This is a genomic window from Anoxybacillus eryuanensis (assembly GCF_051200995.1).
Taxonomy (GTDB): Bacteria; Bacillota; Bacilli; order Bacillales; family Anoxybacillaceae; genus Anoxybacillus; species Anoxybacillus tengchongensis.
The window spans coordinates 293,488-311,239 of the sequence record NZ_JBPODS010000002.1 but is presented as its reverse complement, the minus strand read 5'-3'; the positions used below and the strand labels follow the sequence as shown (position 1 = coordinate 311,239).

21 protein-coding genes are annotated in these 17,752 nt (G+C 41.1%); 17 read left to right on the top strand and 4 right to left on the bottom strand.

Annotated features, from left to right (window positions below; genetic code table 11):
- Positions 1-109: 109 nt before the first annotated feature.
- The 4 genes from HNQ84_RS04085 (at position 110) to bioA (ending at position 4,516) form a co-directional block, all read left to right on the top strand.
- Positions 110-1,375 (top strand): Glu/Leu/Phe/Val family dehydrogenase, encoded by a 1,266-nt coding sequence (locus HNQ84_RS04085; protein WP_035046061.1) that lies wholly within the window; start codon positions 110-112, stop codon positions 1,373-1,375.
- A gap of 71 nt (positions 1,376-1,446) precedes the next feature.
- Positions 1,447-2,427 (top strand): YpdA family putative bacillithiol disulfide reductase, encoded by a 981-nt coding sequence (locus HNQ84_RS04080; protein ID WP_435621258.1) that lies wholly within the window; start codon positions 1,447-1,449, stop codon positions 2,425-2,427.
- A gap of 80 nt (positions 2,428-2,507) precedes the next feature.
- The gene (gene bioD / locus HNQ84_RS04075) at positions 2,508-3,176 is read left to right on the top strand and encodes a dethiobiotin synthase (RefSeq protein WP_183246588.1); all 669 of its coding nucleotides are present in this window, start codon (positions 2,508-2,510) and stop codon (positions 3,174-3,176) included.
- A complete protein-coding gene (gene bioA, locus HNQ84_RS04070) occupies positions 3,152-4,516 on the top strand; it encodes an adenosylmethionine--8-amino-7-oxononanoate transaminase (protein WP_183246590.1) in 1,365 nt (454 codons plus the stop codon). Before bioD ends, bioA begins: the two co-directional genes overlap by 25 nt.
- An 11-nt stretch (positions 4,517-4,527) precedes the next feature.
- On the opposite strand, the gene ypeB is transcribed toward bioA, so the two are convergent.
- The 3 genes from ypeB to prsW all read right to left on the bottom strand — a co-directional run bounded on the left by ypeB (position 4,528) and on the right by prsW (position 7,526).
- Entirely contained in the window at positions 4,528-5,874 is a 1,347-nt protein-coding gene (gene ypeB, locus HNQ84_RS04065) for a germination protein YpeB (protein ID WP_183246592.1), read from the bottom strand.
- 12 nt (positions 5,875-5,886) lie between these two features.
- Positions 5,887-6,744, bottom strand: a complete 858-nt coding sequence (gene sleB, locus HNQ84_RS04060; RefSeq protein ID WP_425486230.1) for a spore cortex-lytic enzyme — start codon at positions 6,742-6,744, stop codon at positions 5,887-5,889.
- 107 nt (positions 6,745-6,851) lie between these two features.
- Complete coding sequence (gene prsW / locus HNQ84_RS04055) at positions 6,852-7,526, bottom strand: glutamic-type intramembrane protease PrsW (protein ID WP_183246594.1); 675 nt, start codon at positions 7,524-7,526, stop codon at positions 6,852-6,854.
- A gap of 138 nt (positions 7,527-7,664) precedes the next feature.
- Between prsW and HNQ84_RS04050 the strand changes: the two genes are divergently transcribed.
- From HNQ84_RS04050 to fni, 6 genes are all read left to right on the top strand, one after another.
- A complete protein-coding gene (locus HNQ84_RS04050; RefSeq protein WP_183246596.1) occupies positions 7,665-8,324 on the top strand; it encodes a flagellar brake protein in 660 nt (219 codons plus the stop codon).
- A gap of 53 nt (positions 8,325-8,377) precedes the next feature.
- Entirely contained in the window at positions 8,378-8,557 is a 180-nt protein-coding gene (locus HNQ84_RS04045; RefSeq protein WP_183246598.1) for a YpfB family protein, read from the top strand.
- Between the two features lie 75 nt (positions 8,558-8,632).
- A complete protein-coding gene (gene cmk, locus HNQ84_RS04040) occupies positions 8,633-9,310 on the top strand; it encodes a (d)CMP kinase (protein WP_183246600.1) in 678 nt (225 codons plus the stop codon).
- Positions 9,310-9,891, top strand: a complete 582-nt coding sequence (locus HNQ84_RS04035) for a 1-acyl-sn-glycerol-3-phosphate acyltransferase (RefSeq protein ID WP_183243057.1) — start codon at positions 9,310-9,312, stop codon at positions 9,889-9,891. The genes cmk and HNQ84_RS04035 overlap by 1 nt, the downstream gene beginning before the upstream one ends.
- A 148-nt stretch (positions 9,892-10,039) precedes the next feature.
- Positions 10,040-11,179, top strand: coding sequence for a 30S ribosomal protein S1 (gene rpsA / locus HNQ84_RS04030; protein ID WP_435621257.1), 1,140 nt, complete (start codon positions 10,040-10,042; stop codon positions 11,177-11,179).
- 1 nt (position 11,180) lies between these two features.
- The gene (gene fni, locus HNQ84_RS04025) at positions 11,181-12,245 is read left to right on the top strand and encodes a type 2 isopentenyl-diphosphate Delta-isomerase (RefSeq protein WP_435621256.1); all 1,065 of its coding nucleotides are present in this window, start codon (positions 11,181-11,183) and stop codon (positions 12,243-12,245) included.
- Positions 12,246-12,290: 45 nt separating this feature from the next.
- On the opposite strand, the gene HNQ84_RS04020 is transcribed toward fni, so the two are convergent.
- Positions 12,291-12,395, bottom strand: coding sequence for a YpzI family protein (locus HNQ84_RS04020; RefSeq protein WP_080730242.1), 105 nt, complete (start codon positions 12,393-12,395; stop codon positions 12,291-12,293).
- A gap of 99 nt (positions 12,396-12,494) precedes the next feature.
- Here HNQ84_RS04020 and HNQ84_RS04015 point away from each other — a divergent pair, with 99 nt between their 5' ends.
- The 7 genes from HNQ84_RS04015 to HNQ84_RS03985 all read left to right on the top strand — a co-directional run bounded on the left by HNQ84_RS04015 (position 12,495) and on the right by HNQ84_RS03985 (position 17,715).
- Positions 12,495-13,094, top strand: a complete 600-nt coding sequence (locus HNQ84_RS04015) for a YphA family membrane protein (RefSeq protein ID WP_435621255.1) — start codon at positions 12,495-12,497, stop codon at positions 13,092-13,094.
- On the top strand, positions 13,091-13,987 hold the full coding sequence (locus tag HNQ84_RS04010) for a YIEGIA family protein (RefSeq protein ID WP_435621254.1): 897 nt from the start codon (positions 13,091-13,093) through the stop codon (positions 13,985-13,987). Before HNQ84_RS04015 ends, HNQ84_RS04010 begins: the two co-directional genes overlap by 4 nt.
- A complete protein-coding gene (locus tag HNQ84_RS04005) occupies positions 13,984-14,166 on the top strand; it encodes a capping complex subunit for YIEGIA (RefSeq protein ID WP_032099896.1) in 183 nt (60 codons plus the stop codon). Before HNQ84_RS04010 ends, HNQ84_RS04005 begins: the two co-directional genes overlap by 4 nt.
- Before the next feature lie 90 nt (positions 14,167-14,256).
- A complete protein-coding gene (gene der, locus HNQ84_RS04000; RefSeq protein ID WP_004889820.1) occupies positions 14,257-15,567 on the top strand; it encodes a ribosome biogenesis GTPase Der in 1,311 nt (436 codons plus the stop codon).
- 12 nt (positions 15,568-15,579) lie between these two features.
- On the top strand, positions 15,580-16,599 hold the full coding sequence (locus HNQ84_RS03995) for an NAD(P)H-dependent glycerol-3-phosphate dehydrogenase (RefSeq protein WP_435621253.1): 1,020 nt from the start codon (positions 15,580-15,582) through the stop codon (positions 16,597-16,599).
- Positions 16,600-16,773: 174 nt separating this feature from the next.
- Entirely contained in the window at positions 16,774-16,977 is a 204-nt protein-coding gene (locus HNQ84_RS03990; RefSeq protein ID WP_183243074.1) for a DUF2768 domain-containing protein, read from the top strand.
- A gap of 15 nt (positions 16,978-16,992) precedes the next feature.
- On the top strand, positions 16,993-17,715 hold the full coding sequence (locus HNQ84_RS03985) for a YphF family lipoprotein (RefSeq protein WP_435621252.1): 723 nt from the start codon (positions 16,993-16,995) through the stop codon (positions 17,713-17,715).
- The last annotated feature ends 37 nt before the right edge of the window (positions 17,716-17,752 follow it).

The following is a 17,752-nucleotide window of genomic DNA, read 5'->3' as shown; positions in this document are numbered from 1 at the left end:
AACGATTACAAAAAATCGATAAAAACTTCTTTGCATATGCGCATAGAAGGTGTATACTATGACATGAAAGGCGGACAATATTTTACAAAAGGTTATGGGAGGTTTACAAATGGTAGCCGAAAAGCATACCAACGAAGAAAAACATGATGTCCTACGAGCAACGCAAATCGTCATACATAGAGCACTTGAAAAGCTCGGATATCCTGAAGAGGTGTATGAGCTGTTGAAAGAGCCGTTGCGCATGTTAACGGTGAAAATTCCGGTGCGCATGGATGATGGCTCAGTAAAGGTGTTTACTGGCTACCGTGCACAGCATAACGATGCGGTCGGTCCAACTAAAGGGGGTATTCGCTTTCACCCGAATGTGACAGAACGAGAAGTGAAAGCACTTTCTATTTGGATGAGTTTAAAATGTGGGATTGTTGATTTACCGTATGGCGGTGGAAAAGGTGGAATCGTATGCGATCCACGTACAATGTCATTCCGTGAATTAGAGCGACTAAGTCGTGGTTACGTTCGCGCCATTAGCCAAATTGTCGGCCCAACGAAAGATATTCCTGCGCCTGATGTGTTTACAAATTCACAAATTATGGCGTGGATGATGGATGAATATAGCCGAATTGACGAATTTAACTCACCGGGATTCATTACAGGAAAACCGCTTGTACTCGGCGGTTCACACGGTCGTGAAACGGCAACAGCTAAAGGAGTTACAATTTGTATTCGTGAAGCGGCCAAAAAGCGCGGCATCGACTTAAAAGGCGCGCGTGTTGTTGTGCAAGGATTCGGTAACGCGGGAAGTTATTTGGCGAAGTTTATGCATGATGCTGGAGCGAAAGTCATTGGCATTTCTGATGCATACGGCGGTTTATACGATCCGAATGGTCTTGATATTGATTACTTATTAGATCGTCGCGACAGCTTTGGTACAGTGACGAAGCTGTTTAAAAATACAATTACGAACAAAGAGTTGCTTGAATTAGAGTGCGACATTTTAGTGCCAGCTGCAATTGAAAACCAAATTACAGAAGAAAATGCGCACAATATTAAAGCGAAAATCGTTGTCGAAGCGGCAAACGGCCCAACGACATTAGAAGCGACAGAAATTTTAACGGAGCGTGGCATTTTAATCGTTCCTGACGTTCTGGCAAGCGCTGGTGGGGTAACGGTGTCTTACTTCGAATGGGTGCAAAATAATCAAGGATATTACTGGACAGAAGAGGAAGTAGAAGAAAAACTTGAAAAAGTGATGGTAAAAGCGTTTAATAACGTATATGAAACCGCACAAACACGTCGCGTTGATATGCGCTTGGCTGCATATATGGTCGGTGTGCGGAAAATGGCGGAAGCGTGCCGTTTCCGCGGTTGGATTTAATGTTTGCATGAATGCACGAAATCTCCTATCATTGTATGATAGGAGATTTTTTGAATTGGAGTGAGCGTCAAGTGAAAAAAGAACAAGTCATTATTGTCGGTGGAGGACCGTGTGGATTAGCAGCTGCGATTGCATTGCAAAACGCAAACTTTTCACCGCTTGTTATAGAAAAGGGTAATATTGTAAATTCAATATACCATTACCCGACACATCAAACATTTTTCAGCTCGAGTGATCGTTTAGAAATTGGCGGGGTACCGTTTATTACCGAAAATCGAAAGCCGAAACGCAATCAAGCGCTCGCTTATTACCGAGAAGTTGTGACGCGGAAAAATATTCGTGTTCATTCGTTTGAAAAAGTAGAGCGCGTGACGAAACAAGCCAATGGAACGTTTATTGTGGAGACAAGTAAAGATACGTACGAAGCAACGTACGTCATTATTGCAACGGGGTATTATGACAATCCAAACTATATGAATGTACCTGGCGAACATTTGCCAAAAGTGACTCATTACTTTAAAGAAGCCCATCCGTACTACAATACAGACTGTGTCGTCATTGGCGGAAAAAACTCAAGTGTTGATGCAGCGCTAGAACTAGTAAAAGCGGGGGCGCGCGTCACCGTTTTATACCGCGGTTCACAATATTCTTCAAGCATTAAACCTTGGATTTTACCTGAGTTTGACTCGCTTGTGCGCCAAGGTGTCATTACGATGGAATTCAATGCCCATGTGAAAGAAATTACGGAAGATGCCGTCATTTATACAGTAAATGGTGAAGAAAAGAAAATAAAAAACGATTTTGTTTTTGCGATGACGGGATATCATCCTGATCACGATTTCTTACAGAAAATGGGCGTTCATATTGATGCAGAAACAGGGCGACCAATGTACAACCCGGAAACGATGGAAACAAATGTAGAAGGTATTTTTATTGCCGGGGTTATTGCTGCTGGAAATAATGCCAATGAAATTTTTATTGAAAATGGTCGTTTCCATGGGGACTTCATTGCTACATGTATTGCAAAAAGAGAGAAAAAAGTGTCCGAGTAACGCTCGGGCATTTTTTTGTTGTTTTATATTGTTAACTATAATAAAATAAAAGTTAACAAATGGAGAGGGAGAGGAAGGTAATGAAAGGTTTTTTTATTACAGGAACAGATACAGATGTCGGAAAAACATTTGTTACCGCTTGCATGTTGCGTACTCTTACCGATAAACGTATACGTGCAACGGCTTATAAGCCTGTGCAAAGCGGAGCGCAATGGCGAGATGGAAAATGGGTTGCGCCTGATGTGGACATGTATCGAAAAGTGATCAATGTGGCTGATGAAGATGGATGTACATATTTACTAAAAACTCCTTGCTCGCCACATCTTGCTGCAAAAATTGATGGGGTCACAATAGAACCAGATCGTATTTTGTTACATATGAGAAGGCTACAACAAACGCATGATTTTGTACTTGTCGAAGGTGCAGGAGGAATTGCCGTTCCGCTCGTTGACGAATCGTTTCTTGTTGCTCATTTAGCTCAGTTGTTATCTCTTCCGATCATTATTGTTGCTCGAGCGAGTGTCGGAACGATTAACCATACGGTGTTAACCGTACAATATGCAAAATCATTTGGTTTACAAATAGCTGGCATTATCATGAACGGCTTTTCTACACCAAAAAATGAAATTGAACAAGAGAACATACGAATGATTGAAGCGATGACAAATATTCCAGTGATTGGTGAAATTCCGCATATGACGAACTTTTTACGAGGTGAAATTGTATGGCGAAAGGAATGGTGGCAATGAACGAGTGGATTGAAAAAAGTAAAACATATTTATGGTTACCATTTACACAAATGAAAGATTATGAGCAACATCCACTCGTCATTGAAAGCGGTGAAGGTATTTTTTTGACAGATGTGAACGGAAAAACATATTATGACGGATATTCATCCCTTTGGTTAAACGTTCATGGTCATCGAAAAAAAGAAATTGACGATGCGATTCGGACTCAACTTGAACGAATTGCTCATTCGACGCTTTTAGGTGCAGCGAATGTTCCTGCTATTGCATTAGCTGAAAAATTAATCGAATGGACGCCAAATCATTTAACGCGCGTGTTTTATTCGGATAGTGGAGCAGAAGCGGTAGAGATTGCGCTAAAAATCGCTTTTCAATATTGGCGGAATATCGGGAAAGATAAAAAACAAAAATTTGTCACGTTGACAAACGGCTATCACGGAGACACAGTTGGTGCCATTAGCGTCGGAGCCATCGACATTTTTCATACCGTATATGAACCGCTTATGTTTACGAGCTATAAAGCCCCATTTCCGCTTGTCTATCGTCATCCAAGCAACGATCCGAACATTGTGCGCGATGAAGCGTTAGAGGCATTACAAAAAATATTTGCCGAACATCATGAAGAAATTGCAGCGATGATTGTTGAAGGGATGATTCAAGGAGCAGGTGGCATGCATGTAATGCCAACAGGGTATTTAAAAGGAGTAGAGCAATTATGTCGGAAATATAACATTTTATTGATTGTCGATGAAGTAGCTACGGGCTTTGGACGAACAGGAAAGCGATTTGCGATTGAGCATGAAGATGTGAAACCTGATATTATGACGGTTGCAAAAGGTATTACTGGCGGTTATTTGCCAATTGCTGCTACATTGACAACTGAAACGATTTATGAAGCGTTTTATGGCGATTATACAGAGTTTAAAACGTTTTTCCATGGACATTCTTATACAGGGAACCAGCTCGGTTGTGCGGCTGCTTTAGCGAACATAGAAATTTTTGAGCGTGAGCGACTGATAGAACAAGTAGAAAAAAAGGCGGCGTTTGTTGCCGAACAACTTGCATCGTTTACTGAGCTCGAGCATGTTGGTGATGTGCGCCAACTTGGACTCATGTGTGGCATCGAACTTGTGCGTGATCGCCAGACACACGAACCGTATCCATGGGCCGAACGTATGGGATATAAAACTACGCTAACGATGAGAGAAAAAGGGATGTTAACACGTCCGCTCGGGGATGTCATCGTCTTTATGCCACCGTTAGCTAGTACATTTGAACAACTAGAAGTGATGATCACTATTATGCGTGACGCCATCATCGAAACGACAGAAAAAAGGGGCTGATTGCTAGCCCCTTATATTTCACCATATATAGGTTCAGGATTTTGAAGTTTTTCTACTTTTTCTTCGATTCCATTTTGTGCATTAATGAAAATGCGGTATGTGTCGTCCCCGAGCGTTCCTAAAAATTCATAGCAAAGTACTTCTTGATTTACATTGTTCATAATAATCGCTTTTCTTTCTTCCATAATGGTGACATTCGGATTCATTTTTTTGCGTGCTTGTTCAATCGAAATCGCTGGTTTTGGAATGGTTCGTTCACGTTTTGACGATAAGTAGTCGCGAGCGGAAAAACCAATAATGTTTCCATCATCTAGTGCGATTTTCATTTTAATTGATTCAGGATAAATACGAACACCGTTTTGTGCTGTAACGAACGTGAGCACAGCGACATGATCATACTGCGTACTTTCGTACAGTTCGAAGTTGTTAAATTTATGTTGTTTTAAAAAGCGAAGCCCGCGTATCGTTGCGTCATTTAAACTGATGTTTTGTTTGTTAACCGGGCGATTTTCAATAACCCAAATCGGATATCCCCCTTTTTCGGTAATATCCATATACGTCTCACTCTTTGTTTTTGGATTTTTAATCGTCACACTATAAAACGCATCACTCGCTCCTTCTCCGCTATGAACAACTTGTATTTCCTCATTTCCTTCTAGCCCAAGAAATGTTTTTGCAATTTGTTTTGCTTCTTCTTTCGTAATCTTTTTTCCAGAAATATGTTCAAACCCTTTTGTTCGCTTTTCAACGTTTGTAAACGAAGGGCCGAAATCGGTTTCGTTATAAGATTGAACGTTTTTTTCTACCGTTTTAAACCCATCAATAATTGTGTTGTCATTTGGACGGTTGTTTGTCGCGAGTGCCAGCTCAACATCCATCCACCGCAAGTTGTTTTCTAATACGAGATGTTGCACGTTTCGCAACTCTTGTTGAATATCGGCAGACTTTTTATATAGTTGTTGTAATGTTTTATATTCTTCACTATTTAACGGTTGTTTATCCAAATCCCGAATCGCCGCGCGGTAGCTAAATGAACCAATATTAGACAAAAACTCTTCTGTTTTGTTAAAAGGTAAAAGAGAAAGAGGGAGCTGCCCAACAGTTGCGTGCGCTTCCGAGGCAAGACGCCATACTTCCGCAAGCGCTGGTGACAAAGATTGACGGGAGTTCATCGCAAGCGTTGTTCCAATTTGATCGTGAAGCAAGTCAATTTGATACGTTAAATCGTGAAATGCACGTTGATAGTTGTTTTCCGCATGAATCAAAATCGCATTTTTTTGTTGGTGTTCTCGATAACCCCAATATGCTGTGCCAGCAATGCCAATCGATAGAACGGCAATGAGTAAAATTCGTAGCAAAAAACTCCCCTCCTATTTACAAAAAATATGTTTTCCAATTTGTTTAATTTGCGGACGACTCCAAATCCATCCGTTTGTCGCTGTGTTTGGATTGAAATAATATAGCGCTCCACTAGATGGATCCCATCCGTTTAACGCATCAAGTACCGCCTTGCGAGACGTTTCATTTGGGGTGAGCCAAATTTGTCCGTCCGCGACAGCTGTAAACGCTCCTGGTTCAAAAATGACGCCAGCTACTGTGTTTGGAAACGAAGGACTATTGATACGATTTAAAATGACTGCTGCAACAGCTACTTGGCCGATATACGGTTCACCCCGCGCTTCACCATGCACAGCGTTCGCCATCAGTTGTATATCATTTTGAGAAAAGCCATTTGGTACATTTACTGCAGCCGTTTTTACACGTTTTACAGCTGTTTGCTGAGGACTTGCCGTTTTGTTTGCTTGTTTATTTGTTGTTCTCGTTGCAGTTGCTTGATTTTTGGCTTTCGTTTGACGTACCTTGACTTGTTTGCTTAATGGGATGCCACCGTAATGAGTAAACGTGTTTCCTTTTCGTAAATTGCTATGAACAAACGATTTGTAATATTTTGAGGCCCGCACTAATTTTTGCTTTGTCGTTTCTCCGGCTAAACCGTCTACAGGCAATTTAAATTTGTATTGAAAGTTGCGTAACGCCCAATATGTTCGCCAACCAAATACCCCATCAATTTTCCCTCTATAAAAGCCGAGATATTGCAATCTTGCTTGTAGTTCAATGACATCATCACCGACAGCTCCGCGTTGAATGACTTGTTTAGAAAATGCATGCGCCTGCGATGTATAACTAAACGAAAAAATCAAAAATAAACAAATGAACCATTTGCGCATTGTGACTCCTCCCTTGATGTGTAAACAATACCTTTTAACGCTATTTTTTGTCACAATGACGTTTTTATACATAGGAAAAGCAAAATGACATAATAAAAAGCCAAGCGTTACGCCTGGCTTGATGATCGTGCGATCTCTATCGTCATTCCTTTTGCAAGTTTGACTTTTCGTAAAGCGAGCCACCATAAAAAAATCATAAATGGAAGCATGTAGTATATCCAACGTTCTTGTGTTAATAAAATATAGTCATATATGCCATGAAATAAAAATGGGAGAAGGAAAGAAAACCATACATAATTTCTTTGTTTTTTAGGTAACCCAAATTTTGCTTTTCCTAAATAAAAACCCATGATGACACCAAACAATGCATGGCTTGACACAGGTAAAAGCGCACGAGTAACTGCAAATTCCACCCCGTTCGCAAATAAATATAAAATATTTTCAAGCGTAGCGAACCCGAGTGATACACTTACTCCATAAACAATGCCATCATACGGTTCGTTAAATTCCCGATGATCATAAATGGCATAGTAAAATATAAACCATTTAAAAAACTCTTCCAATAAACTTGTTGATAAAAACGCTTCAACAAAAGGGTTTGGTAACATATGTTCAATTTTTAATACGTGCTGGATAAACATAAGCGGAAAGACTAAAAATGCACCATATAAAAACATGCGCAAAACGAGTGATAGCGGTTCGGTTTCGTATTCGTCTCTCAAATAAAAATAACTGAGCAACGCTAGTCCGGGAGCAATGCCCGCAGAAATAATAGCCCACATAAATTCTTCCTCGTTCCCAATTCTTTTCTTTTCATTTTGATGGTATCATGTTATTGTCAAATTGAAAATGCTATGAGGTGTATTTTTCATATACCAAATGGAAAGACGGAAATGTTTTTAGCAAGGGGGATTTACACATTGATTAAAATTGGGGTACCGTTAACGCTTGAACCAAAATATAGCGAACAAATGGAGAAGTATAAGTGTAAAGTAGCTGAAATAGAGGAAGGAAAAATTTACATTGATTACCCAATTGATATGAGCACAAATCGCACAGCTTTTTTGTTAGACGGAACGCAACTAAAAGTCAGTTTTGTCGGCGAGGATGAAGCCGTTTATGCGTTTGAAGCGGAAGTGTTAGGTCGCACAAAACGAAACATTCCGTTGCTCATTTTGTCATATCCAGGGGATCGACACCTTCTGCGTATTCAACGTCGTCAGTTCGTACGTGTTGAAGCGATTGTAGACGTTGCCGTTCATCCTCTCAATGATGAGTTTGCTCCATTTACGACAGTGACAAGCGACATAAGCGCAGGGGGAGCAGCGATTGTATTGCCACATCGCGAAACAGGGTTAAAACACGGGATGACAATTGAAATTTGGCTCGTGTTGCATATGCGTTCAGGGGATTATCATTATTTACGTTTTCCTGCGCGCGTTGTTCGTATATTTGACGAAAACGTCGTAAAAGCATCTTTGCAGTTTTTAGAAGTGAGCGATGTCGACCGTCTCACATTAATTCGTTACAGCTTTGAAAAACAGCTTGAGTTAAGAAAAAAAGAGCAGTTTGACGCATAAATCGATACGTTCTCTCCCATAATAAAATAAACATGACAGAGAGGGAGAAACGAATGAAGACAGTGGAACGAATGTTATGGAAACTAGCAATCATTCAATTTATTTTTTTGCTTATCGCTCAATTTGTCGTCTCTCATTCGTCAATTGCGCCATATGTTGTAAAAGTCGTTCATTACGAAGGTGTCATGAAAAATTCCGTATTAAAAACGATTGAAACATTCGACCAACGATAAGCGGTGTGGTACAATAGAAAAAGCAGGGGCGTTCCTGCTTTTTTGTTGAAAACAAACTGATTCACAGGAGGCATTATGGAAAAGAAACTTTCGATCGCGATTGACGGACCGGCGGCTGCTGGTAAGAGCACGGTCGCGAAACGATTAGCAGAAGCATTATCTTACGTTTATATTGATACAGGAGCGATGTATCGCGCCTTAACATATTGCGCTCTTCAGCGCGGAGTAGATGTTCATAACGAAAAACAATTAATGAATGTACTTCATGATACATATATTGAATTAAAGCCATCGCCAAGTGGACAGCTTGTGTTTGCGAATGGTGAAAATGTGACCGAAGCGATTCGAACGAATGATGTCACAAACAACGTATCGTATGTAGCGAAACATCCAGCTGTGCGCAAAGAAATGGTCAAACGTCAGCGAGAGTTAGGGCAACATGGTGGCGTGGTCATGGATGGCCGCGATATCGGTACACACGTGTTGCCACATGCTGAAGTGAAAATTTTTTTGCTTGCTTCTGTTGAAGAGCGAGCTAAACGGCGCCATCAAGAAAATGTAAAAAGGGGTATTCCGTCTGATTTCGAGCAACTAAAAGAAGAAATTGCTCGGCGTGACCAAATTGATTCTGAACGTGCGGTTGCTCCATTAAAAAAAGCAGAGGACGCAATTGAAATTGATACGACATCGTTATCGATTGATGAGGTTGTCGATCGTATTATGCGCATCGTTCAAGAAAGGGTGGAGGGGTAGTGAGTTTTTACACGTTTGCCCGTACAGTTGTAAAACAAGTGCTTACTCCGCTTTACCGTATTGAAGTAAGTGGGGTAGAGCATATCCCAAAAGAAGGTGCTGTCATTATTTGTGCCAATCATATTAGCAACTTAGATCCGCCTGTCGTCGGCATTACATGTCCGCGCCCAGTTCATTTTATGGCAAAAGAAGAATTGTTTCGCACACCTATTGTTAAACAACTTGTCTCCCGCTTACATGCGTTTCCCGTTCGTCGTGGAATGGGAGACCGTGAGGCATTAAGAACAGGTTTAGCTTTATTGAAGGAAAAAAAAGTACTCGGATTATTTCCAGAAGGAACGCGAAGTAAAGATGGAAAATTGAAAAAAGGGCTGGCAGGAGCAGGATTTTTTGCGTTGCGTAGCGAAGCGGTTGTTGTGCCGTGTGCTATTATTGGTCCTTATCGTGTTGGGAAAAAGTTAAAAGTCGTATACGGTGCTCCAATTGATTTTGCGCCGTGGCGAGAAAGAAGAGCAAGTGCTGATGAAGTGACAGCAGTCATTATGGAACACATTCAACAACTTTTGCATAAACATCAATAGTTATGACTTGACAAAATGGATGTTTTAATACAGATTAGTAAAAAAGGAATTTTTTTCTTTGTTTCAAATGGACGAGCACATCGTTGTTCGCCCATTGAACATATATTTCTGTCGTCGAGCAGGTGTGGAGTGTAAGGAGGTATTCACTATGGAAGAGATGAATCAAGTTGATGTGCGTGTCTATGAAGTAGGAGACACAGTGAAAGGTCAAGTAACAAAAGTAGAAGACAAGCAAGTGCTTGTAGATGTCGAGGGAAGCAAGCTAGTTGGTATTATCCCAATTAGTGAGCTATCAAGCCTTCATATCGAGAAAGCAAGCGATGTACTTGCAGTCGGAGATGTAGTGATTGCACAAGTGAAAAAAGTAGAAGATGAAGCCCTTATTTTATCGAAAAAAGCTGCAGATGCAGAAAAAGCATGGGAAGATCTCGAGCGGAAACACGCAAATGGTGAAACGTTTGATGTGGTTGTAAAAGATATTGTAAAAGGTGGACTTGTGGCGGATGTTGGCGTCCGTGCATTCATTCCGGCTTCGCTTGTTGAAAAAGATTTTGTCGAGGATTTCACAGACTATAAAGGACGTACATTAACTGTGAAAGTTGTAGAGCTTGACCGTGAAAAAAATCGGGTTGTTTTATCACATCGGGCGGTTGTAGAAGAAGAAGAATCATCGAAAAAGAAAGCCGTATTACAGTCGCTTCAAGTCGGTCAAGTGCTTGAAGGAACGGTGGTACGTACGGCCAACTTCGGCGTGTTTGTCAATATTGGCGACATTGATGGTCTTGTACATATTTCTCAACTTGCTCATACACGTGTAGATCATCCATCAGACGTCGTAAAAGAAGGCGATGTTGTAAAAGTGAAAGTGCTTGCGATTGATGAGGAAAACGGACGCGTTTCTTTATCAATGAAAGCGGCGCTTCCAGCTCCTTGGGACGGCATTGAACAAAAAATAAAAGAAGGCGACGTACTAGAAGGCACAGTCAAACGTTTAGCCCCATTTGGAGCGTTTGTCGAAGTGTTTCCAGGCGTCGAAGGCCTTGTTCATATTTCTCAAATTTCAACGAAACATATTGGCACGCCGCATGAAGTGTTAAAAGAAGGCGATGTCGTAAAAGTAAAAGTGCTTGCCGTAAGCGAACAAGAGAAACGCTTATCGTTAAGCATTCGTGAGTTGCTCGAAGATGATGTGCAAGAAGACTATCGTGAATATACAACTTCAACAGAAACGACGACAGGATTTCAAATTGGTGAAGTGATTGGAGAGCAGTTAAAAAAATTAAAATAAAATGGTGATCGCAGTGGAACGTGCAAAACGAAAATTACAACATATTGAATACGCCCTTGCAACAGGACAACGTCGCTTGCACGGATTTGAAGATATTACATTTGTGCATAATAGCTTGCCGAATATATCCACTGCTCATATCGATCTGCAAACAAACATCGGCGAACTTTCATTACGTTCGCCGATTTTCATTAATGCGATGACAGGTGGCGGAGGCGACGAAACTGTCAAAATCAACGAGCAGCTCGCCTATATCGCTAAGCAGTGTGGTATAGCTATGGCGGTTGGCTCACAAATGGCTGCCTTAAAAGATGAACGAGAGCGACAGTCGTTTACAATTATTCGAAAAGTCAATACACATGGCATTGTGTTCGCTAACTTAGGCAGCGAAGCAACGGTTGACGAAGCAAAACGTGCCGTTGATATGATCGAGGCGAACGCACTTCAAATTCATTTAAACGTCGTTCAAGAGTTAGTCATGCCGGAAGGAGATCGTAATTTTTGTGGGGCGCTTTCACGCATTGAACAAATTGCCTCTGCTGTCGATGTGCCTGTGATCGTCAAAGAAGTCGGGTTTGGAATGAGCAAAGAGACGGCACGAAAGTTAGAAAATGTAGGTGTATGTGCCGTTGACGTCGGAGGCTTCGGAGGAACAAATTTTGCACAAATTGAAAATAAACGGCGTGAAAATCAACTTTCGTATTTTAATGAATGGGGAATAACGACGACAGCATCGATTGCGGAAGTGGCGTCCGAAATTCAACGTATAAGCATTATTGGGAGCGGAGGAGTACAACATGCACTCGATGTGGCCAAATGTATTGCGCTCGGTGCTTCTGCGGTAGGCATGGCGGGTTATATGTTGCGTATGTTAATCGAGCAAGGCGTAGAGGCGTTAATGGCAGAAATTCATCGCCTGCATGAAGACTTAACGCTCATCATGACCGCACTTGGTACAGAAACGATTGCAGACTTACAAAAAGCGCCTCTCGTTATTACGGGAAAAACGCATCATTGGTTGCGCGAACGCGGCGTCGACACGACGCGTTATAGTCAGCGCTCATAAAAAAGGTGTCCCGAAAAAAGCCGGGGCACCTTTTTGTGTAGATCGTTATTTTTCTATTTTTGTGCTGCCTTTAAAATTTTTCGCTGGATCACGATCCGATTCAACGCGATGTGATTGCTTTAACTTCTTCTCTTGGCGATCTTTCCCCATCTATATCCCTCCTCGTTTTTTATTTTGTCCGTTCTCTTTTTTTACATGCAAAGATTAAATTTTTAAAAATAAGACATAATGGAAAGTGGAGGTGTGACGGTGGAAGGAGGTTATTTTTATTGGGTTTCCTGGTTTTTATGGATTGTTTACACATTTTTTGCCCCAAAAAATCGTGTCCGCCTGCTTATTTGCGTATATATTTTATTACTAATTACGTTGTCTGCGTATGATGTAACTATTTATTCGTTCCACATGTCGCTTGCATACATCTTGATGTTGATCGTTAGTTACTCTTTTGTCATGAAAAAAACAGGGAGATCATTTATTTATTTTGCATTCGCAAGCGCAAGTTTGACCATGTTGTATGCCGCATTTCATTTTTTATTATTGTTCGATCCGGTTTGGGTGTTTATTGAAGCGACATGGTTGTTAGCTTTCGCACTTTTGTTTGCATCGTTTGCCTTATATCGCTCATTTTATGATCGCTTACTTGTGTTGACGGTCGGATGTTGTCAAGGTGATTTCTTATATGCATTTGTGTTAAAGCAATTTTCTTTTCCTTATTTGATCGGTTCCCTTTCTTTTTTGGATGGCTGGGCGTTAGCAACAGCATGTTTATTTTTATGGAAATGGATTGAGCAATTACCAATGTATGTTGATGGACGATTTCAAAAGCGGGCAAAGGAGGTTAAGACGTGAACGAATATACGTATCCGATTTTATTTGGCGTAACCATTGGTGTATTAACGAGACTGTATTTATTAAAAACAGACTATCGTCAATATCCGACGTATTTACACGGGAAAATTATTCATATTGCTTTAGGGTTTATTGCAGCTGGGCTTGGAACGATTGCGGTGCCAGCCATTATGGAAAAAGAGTTTGCAGCCATCACATTTTTAGCATTAGCTGCCTCTCAATTTCGCGACGTGCGCAACATGGAACGAAATACGTTAAATGAGCTTGATCAATATGAGCTCGTCCCGCGTGGTAAGACGTATATTGAAGGAATTGCGATCGTTTTTGAAGGGAGAAACTATTTAGTTATTTTTGCGTCATTTTTAAGCACGTTCGCCTATCTAGTTTGGAACGTATGGCTGGGGCTTGTTGGGGCTGTCATTTCATTTATCGTTGCACGCAAACTAATGTCTGGTAGCCGACTCGGTGACATTGTCGAAGTGGAGTACGTGAAGCCGCATTTTAAAGGAGCCGGATTGTATGTGGACAATATTTATATTATGAATATCGGTTTAGAAGCACGGCGCGAAGAAATTTTACGATATGGCATGGGATTTATTTTAAAACCGAAAAACTTTAACGCTCGCTCAACTATCGCAAATCTCGGGCAACGCCAAGCGATTTTACATGATATTTCAACGGCATTAGGTGTGTATCGCGATTCCGGCACACCAGCGCTTGTGCCACTTGCTAAGCGCGATTTGGATGATGGTCGAGTTGGCATTTTCATTTTACCGCAAGAAAAAGATGTGGAAAAAGCTAAAGCGATCATTCGTAACGTACCGACGTTAGAAAATGCGATTCGTATGCCAACGAAATCCGAAACGAATCAGGCAGGGAAGGTGTTAAGATGACTGTAGAAAAAATGATTTTAGCTGTCATTACGACGTCACCGCATAAAGTGGCTGGCGGGATGACGTTCGTTTGTGAAAATGATGAAGAAATGCAACGCATTGCAGCCAATTTAGAGGCGATTTTAGATGGCATTGCTCACGCATTAAGCGACGATTTGCTCATTATTGTGAAACATTGATTTTTTTGATAAAATGGGAAAGCTAGCCCCTTCAGTGGAAGGGCTTCTTTTTTGTTCGGGTTTCGAATTTTAGTGAAGGAGTGTGAGAATATGTCGAAACCAGTTGTAGCGATCGTTGGTCGCCCAAATGTCGGGAAATCGACGATTTTTAATCGTATTGTTGGGGAACGTATTTCGATTGTAGAAGATGTGCCGGGAGTGACACGTGACCGGATTTATAGTAGCGCAGAATGGTTAAACACAACGTTTAACATTATTGATACCGGTGGAATTGACATTGGTGATGAACCTTTATTAACGCAAATTCGTCAACAAGCTGAAATTGCAATTGATGAGGCGGACGTCATTATTTTTATGACGAATGGTCGTGACGGTGTCACAGCAGCGGACGAAGAAGTAGCGAAAATTTTATACCGTTCTAATAAACCAGTTGTCTTAGCTGTAAACAAAATTGACAATCCAGATATGCGTGAAAACATTTACGATTTTTATACGCTCGGATTCGGAGAGCCGATTCCGATCTCTGGTACGCATGGATTAGGAATCGGAGATTTGTTAGATGCAGTCGTTGCACATTTTCCTAAACGTGAAACGAAAGAATACGATGCGGATGTCATTAAGTTTTGTTTAATCGGTCGCCCGAATGTTGGGAAATCATCCCTTGTTAACGCGATTTTAGGAGAAGAACGGGTCATTGTTAGCGATATAGCAGGAACGACACGCGATGCAATTGACACAACGTTTAAGCGAGACGGACAAGAATATGTCATTATTGATACAGCAGGAATGCGCAAAAGAGGAAAAGTGTATGAAAGTACCGAAAAATATAGTGTACTACGAGCGCTAAAAGCGATTGAGCGTTCTGATGTTGTGCTTGTCGTCATTAACGCAGAAGAAGGCATTATTGAACAAGATAAGAAAATCGCTGGATATGCACATGAAGCCGGCCGTGGTGTCGTTATCGTTGTAAACAAATGGGATGCGATCGAAAAAGATGAAAAGACGATGAATGAGTTTGAGAAAAAAATTCGTGATCATTTTCAATTTCTTGATTATGCTCCAATTGTATTCGTTTCTGCAAAAACGAAACAGCGATTGCACAAGTTGCTACCAGTTATTCAAATGGTCAGCGAAAATCACGCGATGCGCGTCCAAACGAACGTATTGAATGAAGTGTTAATGGATGCCATTGCAATGAATCCGACACCGACACATAACGGTCAACGATTAAAAATTTATTACATGACACAAGTAGCAGTGAAACCACCGACGTTTGTTGTATTTGTGAACGATCCGGAATTAATGCATTTTTCGTACGAGCGCTTTTTGGAAAATCGGATTCGCGATACGTTCGGATTTGAAGGAACGCCGATTAAAATCATTGCACGTCCGCGAAATTAAAGGGGTGATCAGATGGTTGCAGTATTAGGTGCAGGTAGTTGGGGTACAGCTTTGGCGATCGTTCTTGCTGATAATGGACACGACGTTCGACTTTGGGGACAGCGTCAAGAACAAATCGATGAAATTAACGAAAAACATACGAATGAAAAATATTTGCCGAATATTCATCTTCCTGAAGCGATTGTTGGCTATGTAGATCTTGCCAAAGCGCTTGAAGGGGTTGAAACGGTCGTATTAGCCGTTCCAACGAAAGCGATTCGCGATGTATTACAGCGTGTTCGCGCGTGTAAAGAACAGCCGATTACGGTCGTTTCAGTTAGCAAAGGTATTGAACCAGATACAAATAAACGTATTTCAGAAATTATTGAAGAAGAAATGGGAGAACGGTTGCAAGATGTTGTCGTTTTATCAGGTCCAAGTCACGCCGAGGAAGTGAGTTTACGTCATCCGACAACGGTGACCGTATCATCGAAAAATATGGATGCAGCGGAGCGCATTCAAGATTTATTTATGAATCACCAATATTTTCGCGTATATACAAACCCAGATTTAATCGGAGTAGAAATTGGCGGGGCATTAAAAAACATTATTGCATTAGCAGCAGGAATTACCGACGGACTCGGTTACGGGGATAATGCAAAAGCTGCATTAATGACGCGCGGGCTTGCAGAAATGGCTCGCCTCGGTAGTCGACTTGGTGCCAACCCGCTTACGTTTGCAGGATTGACAGGAATCGGTGATTTGATTGTGACATGTACAAGCGTCCATTCGCGCAACTGGCGCGCGGGAAATATGCTTGGGAAAGGATATGCGCTTGATGATGTGCTAGCAAATATGGGAATGGTTGTCGAAGGTGTGCGAACGACAAAAGCTGCCTATCAGTTAGCGAAAAAAATGAATGTCGATATGCCGATTACAAATGCACTTTATGATGTATTGTTTAACGGAAAAGATGTGAAAAGTGCGGTAGATTCGTTGATGGCGCGTGGAAAAACATCAGAACTTGAAGATTTAGCAAACATTTCGCTATAATTTTCTTGGAAATAGGCATGTGAAGAGCGCTTTGTTATTTATGTTGCATACAATGCTATGAAAACATTCTCAGACTTGAATGGATGGTGCATGTTTAGTCATCGTCTGAAGTAAAGAAGCCCCGCTTTACTTCAGCTTTTTTATGTAGTCATTAACAGAAAGTGAGGGAGAGAGATGACGCCGGGTCTTTTAAAAATGTGGATTTCATTAACAGGAATCGGACTAATGTTTGTCTCTGTATTTTCGATTTATTTTAGCCGATATAAAGTGAAAAATAAGGTCATCAAAATCGTTTTAGCGACAATTGCATACATAAGTATGATTATCGCTGGTCTCATTATTGTATTCGTCGTATTTAGCGGACCAGTGCAAGAATAAAAGGATGGATGAATGATGAAAAAGTGGCTATTTTCTGCAATGGTCGTTGTCGTATCGATCATGTTATCTGGATGTTTGTATCCCCAAGAGCGATTAGCACAAAACCAAATTCCGTATAAAGAGCAAGTTGAGCGTGTGCAACAAGCAGTAAATGAATATCGACAAGCGACAGGTGGATTACTACCAATTAAAACACGTGATATGTCTACGCCAATTTATCAAAAATATCCGATCGACTTCAACATGCTTGTGCCACGATATATGGCGGAACCGCCAGGAAATGCGTTTGAAAGCGGCGGTGTATATCAATATGTTCTCGTTGATGTCGAGACAAATCCGACAGTGAAATTGCTCGATTTACGTGCTGCAGAGGCGATTCGTGATTTAAAATTACGTATTCGTATGTATCAAGACGCTCATGGTTACCCACCGTTTAAAGACGTTTTGGCAAAAGGTGTATTTACGCTCGATTACAAGAAGCTTCATTTAGATGCACCTCCCCATGTCGTTAGTCCATACTCAGGGAAGAATCTCCCGCTCATCATTGACGGTCAAGGAGAAATTTATATTGATTACCGTATAGATTTATACGAGAAACTGCAAACAGAGACGCATCATTATCGATATGGGGATGATATTCGCGACTTGCTTGTCAAACATTCGCTTTTTGTGCCTGCTTATTCCCTCCCTTATACGATTGATGAAAAGAAAAAAGAGCCAATTTTTCTTGTGAAATAAGTCATGATCCCTTCTCTAAACAAATACATTTTAGAGA